Annotated in this window: 16 protein-coding genes and 1 pseudogene; 8 read left to right on the top strand and 9 right to left on the bottom strand. The window is 73.4% G+C overall.

Annotated elements, in window-relative coordinates; genetic code table 11:
• Positions 1-107: 107 nt before the first annotated feature.
• A complete protein-coding gene (locus IG86_RS0112955; RefSeq protein ID WP_078905886.1) occupies positions 108-1,484 on the top strand; it encodes a M64 family metallopeptidase in 1,377 nt (458 codons plus the stop codon).
• A 402-nt stretch (positions 1,485-1,886) separates the two neighbouring features.
• On the opposite strand, the gene IG86_RS42960 is transcribed toward IG86_RS0112955, so the two are convergent.
• Positions 1,887-2,165 (bottom strand): hypothetical protein, encoded by a 279-nt coding sequence (locus IG86_RS42960; protein WP_157854817.1) that lies wholly within the window; start codon positions 2,163-2,165, stop codon positions 1,887-1,889.
• 112 nt (positions 2,166-2,277) lie between these two features.
• On the opposite strand from IG86_RS42960, the pseudogene IG86_RS41135 reads away from it, so the two are divergent.
• Positions 2,278-2,732 (top strand): annotated as a pseudogene (locus tag IG86_RS41135) (transposase family protein); the annotation flags it as partial.
• Positions 2,733-2,765: 33 nt separating this feature from the next.
• On the opposite strand, the gene IG86_RS0112940 reads toward IG86_RS41135, so the two are convergent.
• On the bottom strand, positions 2,766-3,344 hold the full coding sequence (locus IG86_RS0112940) for a TIGR03086 family metal-binding protein (protein ID WP_030896858.1): 579 nt from the start codon (positions 3,342-3,344) through the stop codon (positions 2,766-2,768).
• 150 nt (positions 3,345-3,494) lie between these two features.
• Between IG86_RS0112940 and IG86_RS39865 the strand changes: the two genes are divergently transcribed.
• The gene (locus IG86_RS39865; protein ID WP_051785128.1) at positions 3,495-4,046 is read left to right on the top strand and encodes a hypothetical protein; all 552 of its coding nucleotides are present in this window, start codon (positions 3,495-3,497) and stop codon (positions 4,044-4,046) included.
• Positions 4,047-4,176: 130 nt separating this feature from the next.
• Here IG86_RS39865 and IG86_RS0112930 read toward each other — a convergent pair whose 3' ends face one another.
• On the bottom strand, positions 4,177-4,365 hold the full coding sequence (locus IG86_RS0112930) for a DUF6381 family protein (RefSeq protein WP_030657858.1): 189 nt from the start codon (positions 4,363-4,365) through the stop codon (positions 4,177-4,179).
• A 211-nt stretch (positions 4,366-4,576) separates the two neighbouring features.
• Complete coding sequence (locus tag IG86_RS0112925) at positions 4,577-5,350, bottom strand: VOC family protein (protein ID WP_030657856.1); 774 nt, start codon at positions 5,348-5,350, stop codon at positions 4,577-4,579.
• A gap of 240 nt (positions 5,351-5,590) precedes the next feature.
• Between IG86_RS0112925 and IG86_RS0112920 the strand changes: the two genes are divergently transcribed.
• A complete protein-coding gene (locus tag IG86_RS0112920; protein WP_030896856.1) occupies positions 5,591-6,577 on the top strand; it encodes an isopenicillin N synthase family dioxygenase in 987 nt (328 codons plus the stop codon).
• A gap of 89 nt (positions 6,578-6,666) precedes the next feature.
• Positions 6,667-7,827, top strand: coding sequence for an alpha/beta hydrolase family protein (locus IG86_RS0112915; RefSeq protein WP_030896854.1), 1,161 nt, complete (start codon positions 6,667-6,669; stop codon positions 7,825-7,827).
• Positions 7,828-7,841: 14 nt separating this feature from the next.
• Here IG86_RS0112915 and IG86_RS0112910 read toward each other — a convergent pair whose 3' ends face one another.
• On the bottom strand, positions 7,842-9,107 hold the full coding sequence (locus tag IG86_RS0112910) for a sulfite oxidase (RefSeq protein WP_030896852.1): 1,266 nt from the start codon (positions 9,105-9,107) through the stop codon (positions 7,842-7,844).
• Between the two features lie 152 nt (positions 9,108-9,259).
• Between IG86_RS0112910 and IG86_RS0112905 the strand changes: the two genes are divergently transcribed.
• The 3 genes from IG86_RS0112905 (at position 9,260) to IG86_RS0112895 (ending at position 11,741) form a co-directional block, all read left to right on the top strand.
• Entirely contained in the window at positions 9,260-9,793 is a 534-nt protein-coding gene (locus IG86_RS0112905; RefSeq protein ID WP_030819958.1) for a GNAT family N-acetyltransferase, read from the top strand.
• Between the two features lie 215 nt (positions 9,794-10,008).
• Complete coding sequence (locus IG86_RS0112900) at positions 10,009-10,626, top strand: ankyrin repeat domain-containing protein (RefSeq protein WP_030896850.1); 618 nt, start codon at positions 10,009-10,011, stop codon at positions 10,624-10,626.
• Entirely contained in the window at positions 10,623-11,741 is a 1,119-nt protein-coding gene (locus tag IG86_RS0112895) for a YncE family protein (protein ID WP_030896847.1), read from the top strand. The genes IG86_RS0112900 and IG86_RS0112895 overlap by 4 nt, the downstream gene beginning before the upstream one ends.
• 85 nt (positions 11,742-11,826) lie before the next feature.
• Here IG86_RS0112895 and IG86_RS0112890 read toward each other — a convergent pair whose 3' ends face one another.
• From IG86_RS0112890 to IG86_RS0112875, 4 genes are all read right to left on the bottom strand, one after another.
• Positions 11,827-12,150, bottom strand: a complete 324-nt coding sequence (locus IG86_RS0112890) for a hypothetical protein (RefSeq protein ID WP_030819953.1) — start codon at positions 12,148-12,150, stop codon at positions 11,827-11,829.
• A 188-nt stretch (positions 12,151-12,338) separates the two neighbouring features.
• Positions 12,339-13,247, bottom strand: coding sequence for a helix-turn-helix domain-containing protein (locus tag IG86_RS0112885; protein ID WP_051785127.1), 909 nt, complete (start codon positions 13,245-13,247; stop codon positions 12,339-12,341).
• 64 nt (positions 13,248-13,311) lie between these two features.
• Positions 13,312-13,593 carry a hypothetical protein gene (locus IG86_RS0112880; RefSeq protein ID WP_030819950.1) on the bottom strand — a complete coding sequence of 94 codons (282 nt, stop codon included), beginning with the start codon at positions 13,591-13,593 and terminating at the stop codon, positions 13,312-13,314.
• Positions 13,590-14,315 carry a GmrSD restriction endonuclease domain-containing protein gene (locus IG86_RS0112875; protein ID WP_051785126.1) on the bottom strand — a complete coding sequence of 242 codons (726 nt, stop codon included), beginning with the start codon at positions 14,313-14,315 and terminating at the stop codon, positions 13,590-13,592. Before IG86_RS0112875 ends, IG86_RS0112880 begins: the two co-directional genes overlap by 4 nt.
• Between the last annotated feature and the right edge of the window lie 159 nt (positions 14,316-14,474).

Genomic DNA, 14,474 nt, shown 5'->3' with positions numbered 1-14,474 from the left:
TTCAACCGGAGTACGCCATTGCGCACCTCCTGTGCGCCGCCTAGTTTAAGCAGCCGATTCAGTGCGTTTATCAGCCTGCTTAACTTCCTTTCCCGGGGGAGGACTTCATGGATCCGGTCAGAGGTGCGATCAGACGACGGACGCGGCGTCCGGCACTGCGCGCGGCGCTCGCGATGGTCTGCGCGACCGCCGCGCTGGTGGCCGCCGGCCCGGCGGACGCGGTGGAAGCGGCGGTCGGTCCGGCCGGGCCCCGGGTGGAGGTCGAGATCCCCGGGCCCGAACAGGGCGGCGACGCCGGATCCGGGCATGCCCTGGTGCCGTCGGCCGGCAGCCCCGCCAAGAGCGCGGGCCGGCTCACCGAGGCCGAGCGGTCGGCCGACGGCGAGGTCACCAAGATCATCGACAACGGCTCGACCGCCGACCGGCTCGACGTCGTCGTCATCGGCGACGGTTACACCGCCGCCGAACTGCCCCGGTTCCACGCGGACGCCGAGCAGAAGTGGGCCGAGGTGGCGGCCGTCGAGCCGTACACCACCTACCGCGGCCTCTTCAACGTCTGGACGGTCGACGCGGTCTCCCGGGAATCGGGCGTCTCCGGCGACCCGGACCCGGCCGCCGTCCGCGACACCGCCCTCGGCTCCTACTTCTGGTGCGACGCCATCGAGCGGCTGCTGTGCATCGACCAGCCCAAGGTAGACGCGTACGTGGCGAAGGCGCCGGCGGCCGACCTGGTGATCGTCCTGGCCAACAGTGCCAAGTACGGGGGCGCCGGCTACAACGAGCCCAGCGCGACCCTCGGCTACGAGGGGATATCGACCGCCTCGGCCGGCCACCCGAAGTCCGGCCAGGTCGCCATCCACGAGACCGGCCACTCGCTGGGCAAGCTCGCCGACGAGTACTTCTACCCGGGCGTGCCGGAGTACGAGAAGTACACCGGCCCCGAACCCGTCGAATCCAACAGCTCCGGCCTGCCCGCCGACCGGATGGCCGCGCAGCGGGCCAAGTGGTACCGCTGGCTCGGCGAGGAGTCGCCGGACGGCGGCACGGTCGGGGCGTACGAGGGCGGCAACTACTACGTGACGGGGCTGTACCGGCCCACCGACAACTCCCTCATGCGGGTCCTGGGCAAGCCCTTCAACCTGCCCGGCGTCGAGTCGATGATCGCGGGGTTCTACCAGCACGCGAAGATCGCCACCGCGCTCACCCCGACGGACCGCACCCTGCGGCTGCGCGACACCGCGAAGGTCGCCGTCCCGAAGCTGGCCGGAGCGGACGGCAGGCAGCTCGCGGTCCGCTGGTACCTGGACGGCAGGGAACTGAGGCGGTTCGAGGGGCGCACCGAGGTGTCCGTGGCCGAGCTGTGGCTCTTCGACCTGCGGACCCACCGCCTGTCGGTGACGGCCGAGGACCGCACGCCGTCGGTCCGCGACCCGAAGACCGCCCGCACGCTCCGCTCCTCGGTGGAGTGGAAGGTCCGGCTCTAGGGGGGTCCGCGAAGTGGCGCCGGCCGCCCGGAGGGCGGGCGTGCCGGCCCCGCCGGGTGGCCCGTGGACATGCATGCTGCCTGCGCCAAGGCGGGCTTTGCGTCCCTCGAGAAGCTGGCGAAGAGATGACGCTCGCCGGACGATGGAGGCCGGAGCTGGTGCTGCTCGTCCCGGGCCGCTCACGGCAGCTGCCGAATCCCTCCCCGGGGCTTCAACTCAGCTGGTCGCGCACGAGATCGAGGAATGCCTGTCGGCTCGGACGGATGTGCGCCCAGACCTTCTCGTCCTGTGGCTCTCCCGGGTCTTCGGGGCCCTTCCTGATCACCTCCTGTACTGCTCACGCGAGGCTGCGTGCCGCTTCGCTGACCTCGGACGCGCACAGTACGTGGATCGTCTTCTGCGTCACCCACACCCTGTCGAGGACCTGACTGCCCGGGCCTGCCACTGCTCGTCAGCCAGGTTGTGGTGATACCGATCCACCGCGACTCGTTCTGCTTCCTGCACCGCAGACAGAAATGCGATGAGGTGCGTGAGACGCTCGTTGCGGCGCGCCTCGGCGAGTTCACGGACACTGCGGCGCGCCTCGCCGCGTTCCACGGCGCGTCCTGCCGAGCGTTGGGCCAGCATCGACATGAGCCCGCCGAGCAGGACGCCGATGAGCGGCGCAAGCGTTGTCCACACAACGTCCGATTATGACATCGATGGCATGAACACGGCACGGGGTTCGGGCAATGTCGGGCCGGGACCGGGACGCGCAGACGGCCAGGTTGTCGCAGCCTTCGACAACCACTGGATCATCGACTCCACCCCGGTCGAGTGCGGCCGGTCACGCCCCACCGTGAAGCGGTCGGACCTGGCCGGCTGGGCCGGATACGGGTACTGCGCCAGCCATTCCCGATTCTTCCGGGCCTGCGGCTGTACCTGGTGTGCACGCCAACCGGGATGCCGATCTTGTGGTCCCTTGCGAACCCGAATCTGGCCATGCGCGGGGCAGAGCTGCTGCGGCCCTCGTTCAAGCGGGAGAAGCGCCGCAAGGGCGAGTCACTGCTGAAATCGGTGCGGCAACTGATCGAGTCGGTGAAGGACACCCTCAAAGGCCGGCTCGACCTGGAACAACACGGCGGCCGGACCTTTGAGGGCGTCGCCTTCCGCGTCGCCCAACGCGTCCTCGCGCTGGCCGCAGCAATCTGGCACAACCACAAGACCGGACAAGCAATCACACGGTCCCCGATCGCCTACGGCCACTGATCACTTAGGAATGGCTCATCCAGAGGGGTGAGGTCAGCGGGACCAGTGCGGATCACGCCCGGTGAAGGCGAGGAGCCGCTCCGCGCGGCCCGCCCCCTCCGCCACGGTCCGCGCCGGCGCGTACTTGCCGAACGAGTCGCGGACGAAGTCGACGGGCCTCGACGCGATGTCCTCGAGGGCCTCGGCCATCTCCTCGGTCAGCGGCAGGTCCTGGCCGGTGGCCCTCGCGATGTCCCAGGCGTGGATCCCGGCATCGAGCGCCGCCGCGGCGGCGCCGACGCCGGCCGGCATCGGTCCCATCGGGGTGGGCACGCTCTCGTCGTCTCTCCTCGACTCCCACGCCGCGGCAGCCGCCTCCAGCACCGCCGCCAGTTCCGCGACCGGGTCGCCGCCCGTGGCGTCCGCCGGTTCGAACGGGTCACTCGCGGGTGCGACGCCCGTGATCTGCATGACCAGCGCCTGCTGGTCCAGGCGTGCGTGGTTCAATACCTGACGCACCGTCCACTGCGAGCACGGCGTCGGATCCCCCCACGCCCCGTCGGGGACGCCGCGCACGGCGGCGAGCAAGAAGTCGTGTGCGTCAGCGAGCAGTTCGAAACCGTCGACAGTCATCTGTCGCCCTCCCGTGGCCCCGTCATCGGTCCGTCACCATAGAGCGGCCCCGCCCCGCCCGTCCCTCCTTTTCCCGGCGGCCGGTGTCGGCGCGGAGGGCCGCGTACGCCCCGCCGCGCGGGCCGGGGCGGCAGGGCCGATGCTGGACGCATGGACACCATCCACCGTCCGAGAGCGCACCGCGCGGGCAGGCGTCTGACCGTCTACGTGGCTGTCGCGAGCATGCTCACGCTCGGGTCCGCGGCGACGGCCGGGGCCGTGCAGCACGTTGCCGACCGGCCCACCCTCACCTGGGGCGAGACCAGAACCTACGGCGATGGCCTGGAGGTCACCGTCGCCAGGCCCACCGCCTTCACTCCGAGCGCCACCTCCGCGGGCCACCGGTCGGGCAACCGGGCGGTGGCCTGGAAGATCACTCTGAGGAACCCGGCCGGCGAGGCCTTCGAGACGGCGTTGGTCGCCGTGTACGCGAAGTACGGGAAGGCGGGAGAGCAGGCCGAGCGGGTCTTCGACAGCGCGAAGGCCATCGGGTCCGGCTTCGAGGGCAGCGTCAGCCCCGGACGGTCCGCGACCGCGACGTACGTGTTCGACATCCCCAAGGCCGGCACCGACCTGCTCGACCTGGAGGTCGTACCCCACGTCGTCACGCACGACGGAACCCACTGGACCGGCCCGCTGAGTCCGAAGACAGGACGAGGCTGACCCACGCATCCGGCGCCGCCGGCCCGCACGCCGGAGCCGGACCCGCTACGACACGGCGGCCGGTGGCCGCTGCGACGGCGGTCGCGGCGGACACCGGCCGCGGCGCGGTGAGTGCGGTGGGGCGCGCAGGCTACATCGGGTCCATGCCCCGGTCGTCCATACGGCTCTCCTGCTCGCTCTGCTCCTGCAGTCGGCGGGCCTTCTCCTTCAGCCGGCGGCGCTCCTCGGGATCGGTGGACCGCTCGGCTGCCTCGTTCAGCTCCTTGGCCTTGGTGCGCATCTGCTGGGACCGGCCGCGGGACTCGCCTGAAACGCTCATGATCGCTCCTTGCGTGTGGGGAAGAGCAGGCGGATTCAGCGAACCAGCACTGCCGTACACCCGCATCTCGAACCGTCACCCAAGGTGATCCGCCGCGAACGCCCCCCGTCGTCCGAGGGGCTTTCGAGGTCCGCCGACACCACACGGTCGGCGCATCGCGAGACCGGCGGCGCCGGCCGCCCTCGGCGGGCCGCCACCGCCGCACGTCCGGTCAGTACAGGCCCGGCCGGGCGAGGTCCTCGTCCGAGTCCGCCCCGAGCTCGGTCGTGAGGGTGAAGAGCGCCCCGTCGGGGTCGCGGAGCGTCACCCACCGCTCCACCGCGTTCGAGGTGATGTCCGAGACCATGCGCCCCCCGAGCATGACGGCCGCCTCGATCGCCGGCCGGAGCCTGGGGACACGGAAATGCACGTGCCAGCGCGGCCGGGTGTGCGGCGAGTACGAGGCGAGCTCGACGGGACCGCTGTTCAGGCGGGCCACCGGCTCGCCGTTCTGCCGCAGGACGACCTGGTCCTCCTCGTAGGAGACCGCGCAGCAGCCCGGGCGGTCGGTGGCCCATTCCAGGACCGCGCCGTAGAACATGGCCGCGTCCAGGGCGTTCCTGGTACGCAGTTCCAGCCAGGCCGGGAGCGGGCCCTTGCCGGCCCGCCAGTCCGCGGCGACGTCGCCCTCCCAGATCCCGAAGACCGCGCCGTCCGGGTCGGCGACGAGCGCCGCGCGGCCGCCGGACTCGAAGGAGACCGGACCGACCGCGATGGTGCCCGTCCGCTCACGGATGCGGTCCACCGCCACGTCCGCGTCGTCGACGGCGAAGTACGGGGTCCAGGCCGCCGCGACCCCCAGATCCGCCGCCAGCGCCCCGATGCCCGCCACCGGGACGCGATTGAGGAACGCCACCGAGAAGGCCTCGCCGAGGCGGGCCGGCCGGAACCGCCACCCGGCCACCGCTCGGTAGAAGCGCTGGGCCGTCCCGAGATCGCGCGTCATCAGGCTCACCCAGCACGGCGCCCCGAAGACCTCCCGTGTCGAAATCTCCACCGCACGCTCCGTCCCTGAGGCACCCGTCGTTCCATTCTGGTCCTTATCGTGACGATCCTCGCGGTCGGCGGCCGCGGATGCGCACACAAAGTGGCCGAGAATCACTTTCCGTGTCGATCCCGTCCGGTCGCGCGCGGCGATAGCCTCGGTCGCGGACACCACCGCGCAGCGTCGGAAGGCAGGTCTCCCATGACCGGATCCCAGGTTCCCGTGATCGATCTCGGGCCGTGGCGGTCCGGCGGACCTGAGGAGCGGGCCCGTACGGCCGCCCGCGTCGACGAGGCCCTGCGCGCGGCCGGATTCCTGCTCGTGACCGGCCACGGCGTCGACCCCGCGCTCCCCGCCCGGATCCGGGACACGGCCCGCACGTTCTTCCGGCTGCCGGCCGCCCTGAAGGAGCCGTACGCCGTCACGGTCGGCGGCCGGGGCTGGCTCGGCCCCGGGGCCGAGGCCAACAGCTACGCGGAGGGCGCGGCCTCGCCGCCCGACCTCAAGGAGTCCTGGTCCTTCGCCGCCGACGAACCGACCGGCAACGCGGCCGTGGACGCCGAGTGGTTCCGGCCCAACACCTGGCCGGCGGAGGTCCCCGAGCTGCGGGCGCTGGTCACGCAGTACCTGGCGCGGATGCGGGCCCTCTCCGACGAACTGCTGGAACTCCTCGCCACCGCCCTCGGACTCGACCAGGACCACTTCACGCGCCACACCGGACACCCCACCTGGGGGCTCAACCTCAACTGGTACCCCGGCACGGAGACCGTCGGCACACCCCTGCCCGGACAGTTCCGCATCGGCGCCCACACCGACTTCGGCACGGTCACCGTCCTCGACCGGCAGCTCGGCTCGGGCGGGCTGCAGATCCACACCGACGCCGAAGGCTGGCAGGACGCGCCCTACGACCCGGCCGCGCTCACCGTCAACATCGGCGACCTGATGGCCCGCTGGACCGGCGACCGGTGGCGGGCCGGCCGCCACCGCGTCCTGCCCCCGCCCGCCGACGCCCCGGCCGAGGAGCTGATCTCCCTCGTCTACTTCTACGAGTGCGACGCGCACACCCGGGTGGAATCCCTCCCCGCCCCCATCGGCCGGGTGGTGCACGACCCCGTCGACTCCCACACCTACCTGCGGGAAAAGCTCCGGGCCATCAGCGTTCCGGCAGGCACCGATACTTCGGAGTGACAAGCGGCGCGTAGCCCTCCCCAAGGGCTACGCCCGGATCAACCGGCAAGGTGACGACCGGCCCGGCCGCGGTGCATAACGTCCCTTCCATGACACGACGCCGAACAGCCGCAGCCGCCGCCTTACTCGCCCTGATCCTGCCGCTCCCGCTCGCCGCCGCCGGCACCGCCGCCGCGGCAGGCACCCCGTCCGCCACCGAGCGCAGCCGCCCCGCGGTCGAACTCCCGCGCCCCACCGGCCCGTTCGCGGTCGGCCGGGAGGACCTGCACCTGGTGGACCGCAGCCGCACCGACCCCTGGGCCGGCTCCGGACCGCGCGAACTGATGGTCACCATGCGCTACCCGGCCCGGCGCGACACCGGCGGCACCGCGCGCTACCTCACCCGCGAAGAGGCCCGGCTGCTGCTCGTCGACAAGGGCCTGGACCAGGCCGTCCCCGTCGAGACCCTGGCCGGCACCGCGAGCGCCTCCCGGACCGGTGCCCGCCCCCTCGCCGGCCGCCACCCGCTGGTCGTCCTCTCGCCGGGCTTCACCGTCCACCGCGCCACACTCACCGCGCTCGCCGAGGACCTGGCCTCCCGCGGCTACGTCGTCGCCGCGGTCGACCACGCGTACGAGAGCGTCGGCACCGCCTTCCCCGGCGGCCGCGTCCTCACCTGCCTGGCCTGCGACAAGGCCCAGCAGACCGGTATGCAGGCGGTCAGCGACAACCGTGCCCGGGACGTGTCCTTCCTGCTGGACCGGCTCACCGGACCCCACCCCGCCTGGCGCCACGCCGGCATCGTCGACCGCGGCCGCATCGCCATGGCCGGCCACTCCATCGGCGGCGCCTCGGCGATCGCCGCGATGGCGACCGACCCCAGGATCCGCGCCGGGGTGAACATGGACGGCGGCAACGCCACGCCCGTACCCGCCGCCGGCCTCGGCGGCCGCCCCTTCCTGCTCCTCGGCGCCCAGGGCCGGGGCCCCGGCGGCAACGCGAGCTGGGACCGGGACTGGCCGCAGCTCGACGGCTGGAAGCGCTGGATCACCTTCGACGGCTCGGGCCACTTCACCTTCAGCGACTTCCCGTCGATCGGCCAGCAGCTGGGCCTCGACGACCCCGAGGCCCCGCTGCCCGGCGACCGCTCCGTCGAACTGACCCGCCGCTACGTCGGCGCCTTCCTCGACCGGCACCTGCGCGGCGAGCCCCGGCCCGTCCTGGACGGCCCCTCCGCCGACGCCCCGGAGGTCCGCTTCCACGCTCCGTAGGCCGCCCCCGTGGCTCAGACGACCGTGACCGGGTGGCGCACCACTGCGTCGAAGAGGTAGCCCTGCGTGTTGTGGACCGCCGTCTCCGGCTGGGTGCGCCCGGTCCCGTCGCTCGCGCGGGCCAGCAGCGCGGTCGGACCCGTCGTCCGCGGGGTCCACGGCACCGACCAGCGCACCCAGCCGCCCCGCTGCGGGGTGTCGTGCATCCGGGCGCGCCGCCAGTGGCCGCCGCCGTCCGTACTGACCTCGACCCGGGTCACGGGGGCGGCGGCGGACCACGAACGCCCCGTCAGCAGCCGCGTCCGGTGCACCGGAACGGTGGCGCCCAGCGCCAGCTCGAAGGCGCTCTTGAGGGTCTGCCGGGTGAGCGGCGCACTGCCCTCCGCCGGCTGCCCCGGCCCGAACAGCCGGTACATGTCCGTGTTCCACGGCGAGTACAGCGCCTCGTCGCTCACCTCGATGTCACCGACCCACTTGATCGACGAGATCCCCACCCAGTCGGGGACCACCAGGCGGACGGGACCGCCGTGGTCGGGCGGCAGCGGACGCCCGTTCATCTCGTAGGCCAGCAGTACGTCGTCCAGCGCCTTCGTCACCGGCAGCGGACGCCGCACCCGGCCCAGGTTCACCCCGTTCGCCACCACCTCGTCGTCCAGCCCGCGCGGCAGGACGTCGACCGCACCCCGGGTCACTCCCGCCAGCCGCAACACGTCCGACAGCCGCGCCCCCCGCCAGTGGGCGACACCGATCGCGCCCAGGGTCCAGGCGGTGCCGGTCACCGCCTGGCCCTGCTGGGTGGAGTAGAAGCTCCGGCCGTTGCCCGCGCACTCGATGAACAGCGTCCGCTCGACCGCCCGCAGGGCCCGCAGCCGCGCGTACGAGAACTCCACCGGGCCGCCCGCGAGCCCGTCGCCCCACACCTTCAGCCGCCACGCGTCGGCGTCGATGCGCGGGGTCGAGGTGTGGTTGCGGACGAAGAAGCGGTCGATCGGAGTGAGCCGGCCCGTGCCCCGCAGCGCGGCGAAGTTCGTCTCCGCGTTCGTCCCGCGGATCGTGAACAGCTCCGGCGGCAGCGGCTTGACGATCCCCGGCGCGGCGTCCGCCCCCGCCGCGGAAGCCGTACCCGCCCCGGCCACCCCCAGCGATCCGGCCGCGGCCCCGACCGCGAACAGCTTCAGCAGATCGCGGCGGTCCACCCCGGCGGAGCGGGCGCGGCCGCGGGCCCACTGCCGCAGGCGCGTCCGGTCGTAGCGGCTCTCGTCCGACAGGTCGATGGGCATGGCGGGGACACTCCTCGGTCGCGGTTTCCCGACGGACCGTAAGGGCCCGGGGCGAACCGCGGAAAGCTTCCCCGGCGGATGGCCACGAACCCGCAACACCGCCGCAACGGCCGATTACCGCTGGTCCGGCGAATTTCGGCAGGATGTGGGGCATGACCGAGATCCGTACCCCCCGACTCCTCCTCCGCCTCTGGACCGACGACGACCTCGTCCCCCTCTCCGAGATCCACGCCGACCCCGAGGTGATGCGCTGGATCGGCGACGGCTCCACCCTCGGTCTGGACGAGACGGCCGAGGCGATCGAACGCTGGGAGGAGGAGTGGGACGAGGAGGGCTTCGGGCTCTTCGCCGTCGAGCTCCTCGGCTCCGGAGAGCTCATCGGGGCCGTCGGCCTCTCGGTCCTCGAAGACCTGCCCGACGCGCGGGCGGACGTACAGATCAGCTGGCTCCTCGGCCGCCAGTACTGGGGCCAGGGCTACGCCTCCGAAGCCGCCCACGCCACCTTGGAATTCGCCCTCCAGGACCGCGGCCTGGACCGCGTCGTCGCCGTCAGCCGGCTCGGCGACACCGCCTCCGAGAACGTGATCCGCAAGCTGGACATGGTGCGCGAACGCGAGACGACCGACCCCCGCCACGGCCACGCCGTGGAGATCCACGGCATCGACCTCACGGAGTACGAGGGCTAGGGCGAGTCGTTCGGATCGTGCCGGGCTCGCGGCGACCGGAAAGACACGGCCCGGAGCCCCCGCATCAGCCGATCGGACGACCCCGGGGTCGTCCGGTCCGCCCGGCGGGTCCGTCCGCCGGGCGGACCGGCCGCGGGCCGCGGCGCGGCGAGCATGGACCGGGGGAGCGGGAGGGCGTACGCGGCCCTCCCCGCCCCGGAGCCGAGAGGGACACCATGAACGCGCACGACCGACTCCTCCTCGACGCGGCCCGCCGCGGCGACGCGGCCGCGGTGGGTGCGGCGCTCGCCGCCGGCGCCGCCGTGGAGGCCCGCGACGAGCAGCTGCGCACACCGTTGCTGCTCGCCGCGCTCGGCGACCACCTGGCCGCGGCCGGACTGCTGGTCGCCGCCGGAGCCGACCCGAACGCCCCGGACCACCGCGAGGACAGCCCCTGGCTGGTCACCGGCGTCACCGGCAGCGTGCGGATGATGCGCCTGCTGCTGCCCGCCGGACCCGACCTGAAGCAGCTCAACCGCTTCGGCGGGATCTCCCTCATCCCGGCCGCCGAGCGCGGCCACACCGCCTACGTTCGCGCCGTCCTCGCGGAGACCGGCACCGACGTCGACCACGTCAACCGGCTCGGCTGGACCGCCCTGCTGGAAGCGGTGATCCTCGGGGAAGGCGGCCCGCGCCACGAGGAGGTCGTCGCCGTCCTCCTCGCTGCGGGCGCCGATCCGCTGCTCGCCGACCGCGACGGCGTGACCCCGTACGAGCACGCCTCACGCCGCGGCTTCGAGGGCATGGCGCGGATCCTGCGGGCGGCCGGGGCACGGCCCGGGGCGGACCGGTGAGCCGCAGGGCACCGCGCACCCGTGCCGCCTTCGTGGCGCTCGCCGCCGCGACCCTCCTCGCGGGGTGCACGCAGGACGCGACGCCGTCCACACCGGGCCCGGCGCCGTCCGCGGCCGCGCCGCTGCCCGCCGGTGCGCCGACCCCGCAGGGCATGCTCCTGACGGCCGACTTCGGCGGGGACACGGTCACCTTCGTGGACCCGGAGCGCGGCGCGGTCGCCTCCGTCCCCGTGGGCCGGGCCCCCTACGCCCTGGCCGTCGGCGCGGACGGCCTCGCTTGGGTGGCCACGGCCGAGGACGTCGCCGTCGTCGACACCCGCGCCCGCGTCCGGGTGGCCCGCATCCCGTACCGCACCGCCACCGGCCCGGTCACCGACGGCGAGTACCGGGGCGGTGGCATGGGCATCGCCCTCTCGCCGGACGGCGCACGCGCGTACGTCGGGGTCAACGTCCCCGGCACCACCGGCGTCCTGGAGGTCCTCGACACGGCGACCCGCGAGGTCACCGCCGTCGTACCGGTGGGCAGGCGCCCCTTCGACGTGGACGTGTCGCGGGACGGGGCCGAGGTCTACGTCACCGGGCACGACTCCTTCGACGTCACCGTCGTGGCGGCCGGACCGCTGGGCACCCGCCGCATCGAGGTGGCGCCCTACGGCACCGAGGGCGGCCTCGGCTCATGGCTGAAGCCGCACTACACGGCCGTCCGCCCGTCCGACGGGAAGCTGCTGCTGCCCTTCGAGGGCGAACGGCTGGCGGTGGTCGACCCGCGCACCGGACGCACCACGGTCGAGCCGATGACCGCCGACACCCACCAGCACGGCGCCGCGCTCACGGCCGACGGTCGGCTCCTGGTGGTCGGTACGGGAGCCGTGCGGCCGGGAGGCGGCAGGGGGCCGTCGCTGACGGTCCGGTCCCCGGACGGCACCGAGCGGGTCCACCCGCTGGAGGGCCCGCACGAGGACGTGGCCGTCTCCCGGGACGGCCGGACCGCCTACGTCACGGGCGGCCACACCAGGGACGGGTACTGGAACGGCATCACGGTCGTCGACCTCGACACGGGCGCGACCCGCCGCCTGCCCGCGGGCACCCGGCCCCTGGGCATCGCCGTGCTGTGACGCGCCGGCGCGGGCCGCCGCGTCGCGGCCCGCACGGGACCGGACGGCCCGCGCGGGCCGCAGCGCGCCGGCTGCGGCGAGTACGTCAGATCCAGACGATCTCCACGTCGTTGACGTTGCCCCAACTGCAGTACGCGTAGGTCTTGCCGGCGCCGGACACGGTGCTGCTCTCACCACTGCCGCCGAAGGTGCACCAGACCCGCACCTTCCACAGATAGCTGCCCGAACCCCGGCACTGGCCCCATCCGTTGGTCTGGTTCTTGCCCTTCGAGCAGGTGGGTGCCGCGACGGACGCGTCGGATCGGGCGGAGGCCGCCGAGGCCGTGCCCGCGGGGACGACCGAGAGGCCTCCCAGCAGGGCGGCGGCCGACAGGGCGAGAGCGGCCTTGCGAACGGACTTCGATGCCATGGCTGTTTCCTTTCCGGAGAGGTGTGGAGGTCGACGGGGGCTCACGATGGGGAACGGGCCGCCCGTCGGCCCCAAAGTCTTCGACCCCGCCGCGATCGCCGGCAAGAGCGGGCGGCAGTCCTGGACTGTCCTGCGCCGTCGTACCTGGTCGCCGCCCTGTCCTGGACACCGTGGCGCCTCCGGCCCGGTCAGGTCCTCGCCTTGCGCAGGCGCTGGCAGCCCCGCAGCTGTGCGCGGCCGTCGGAGTCGCAGACCTCGAACCACACGTTCTTCAGGCCGTACCGGATGTCGTCCTTGCCGGCGTCGGGTTCGCCGTCCGGGTTGTCGGTGAGGTCGACGGTGTGGGCTCCGAAGCGGTCCTCGTAGTGCATCCGCAGCTTGCCGCCCCAGCCGTCCTGGTGGGCGTCCGGTTCGTCGCGGGAGTACGGCGTCACGTACTCGATCCCGAACCAGCCGTCCCCGGTGTCCCAGAACCGGTAACCGACGCTCGCCGCCGTCATGCCCTTCTGCGACCGCCCCTCGAAGAGCGTGAATCCGGTGGCGGGCCGCTTCGCCGGTGTCGCGGACGGCGCGACGTCCCCGGAGGAAAGGCTCGTGGCGGCGCCCGGGACCCCTTTCACCAGCCAGTGGCCGAGGCCCAGCGCGGCCACCACGGCGCCGATCACCAGCAGGAGCCGGTGCTGCCGTAATCGGCCGCCGGGGACGGCCTTCGGCGCAGGCCGGGGCGCCGGTTCGGGCGTCGGTTCGGGCGTCGGCCGGGGCGCCGGAGGGCCGGTGGCCGCCGCCGGGGACCCGGCCTCCCGGGAACCGCTCTCCGGCCCGGCGGTGAGCCGCTCCAGGGCGTCGAGCCAGGCCGCCGTCTCGCGTTCGTGGCCGCACGCCGCGACGAAGGCGGCCAGCATCTCGGGGCGCGGCAAGGACGGGCGGGTGAGGACGTACGAGATCGTGCTGCGCGTCAGGACCCGGCCCTGCTCAGCGGCCCGGCGCTCCAGCCGGCGATAGCTCAGACCGGACCGGCCGTGGAGGCCGCGCATGAGGGCCACCAGCTCGGCGGCGTTGCGTGCGCTGCTCGGGTCGATGTCTTCGTGGAGTCCCATGCACGGCATCCTCGATGACGAGCCGGGGCGGGGAAAGCGCCGCACCGGACACCCTCGGCCCGCCTCAGACGGGCCCGTCGCCGGGGGCCACGGCCCCGCCTCCCGCACGGACCGCGGCGACGGCCGCGGCGTGCAGGGCGGCCGGGGCGCCGTGATGGGGCCGGGGGCTGCCCGTGAGGGTGTACCACTCGTCGGCGTCCTTGTACTGGACGTCGAACCGGACCAGCCCTGCGCCGGTCACGGTGGTGCGCACGGTCAGCGGGCCGGTGATGACCCCGACCTCGTCGGTCATGGCGCCGCCCGGCCCGGCGAGCACCTCGTCCTGCCACTGGTCCGCCCCGGTCATGAGGCGCAGGTGTCCAGCATCGTGGTGAGCATCTTCTTCTCCGGCTCGGTGACGGTCAGCTCGTACACGGATTTCACGGTGGTCCAGGCCCGTCCGTACTGGCACCAGCTCGAACGGTCCGGCGGCTGCCACAGGTCGGGGCTCTGGTCGCCCTTCGACCGGTTGGAGGCGGCGGTGACCGCCAGCAGCTGAGGGTGGGTCAGGTCGTTGGCGAAGGCCTTGCGGCGGGCGGCGTCCCAGCCGGACGCGCCGGAGCGCCAGCCCTCGGCGAGGGGCACGATGTGGTCGATGTCCAGTTTGCCCGCGTCGGTGACGACCACCCCGTCGTACAGGCTCTTCCACCTACCCGACACGGCCCGGCACTCGCCGTCCCGCTTCACCTCGGAGCCGTCCCGTTCGAGGACGGTCTCGCGGGTGTCGCACTTGTCGCCCTGCTCCGTCCAGTGCGTGAACCTGGCCCGGCTGTAGCCGGCCATCGTGCCCACCGGAGCCACCTTCAGCGCGGCCAGCTGCGTGCGGGCCACGGCGGTGGTGACCATGCCGGGCAGCACGTCCCCGCCGGCCGGCGCCCCGCCCGCATTCCCCCCGGCCGGCGGTGCGGCCCGGGAGCCGGACGGCTTCGGCTTCGCGTCCCCGCCGCCCGGCGCGTCCGGACCGGAGCACCCGGCCGCCAGCAGCAGGGCGGCCAGCAGCACACCCGGTACACGTATCTGACGTCCCATAACCCCACCCCGAGCCCGAACCGCTCCGCCACTGTCCGGGAAAGCCTACCCAGAACCGGACAATCAACCTATGGAGGCCCCTCCGGCGGGCGTTGTCAGTGGCCCTCGCTAGTCTCCCGACATACCGCAGCTCAGGGGGGTTTGCTCCCCCCTGTCAGG

The organism is Streptomyces virginiae, from assembly GCF_000720455.1.
GTDB lineage: Bacteria > Actinomycetota > Actinomycetes > Streptomycetales > Streptomycetaceae > Streptomyces > Streptomyces virginiae.
The sequence above is the reverse complement of the archived record's forward strand: the minus strand, read 5'-3'. Positions and strand labels throughout refer to the sequence as shown.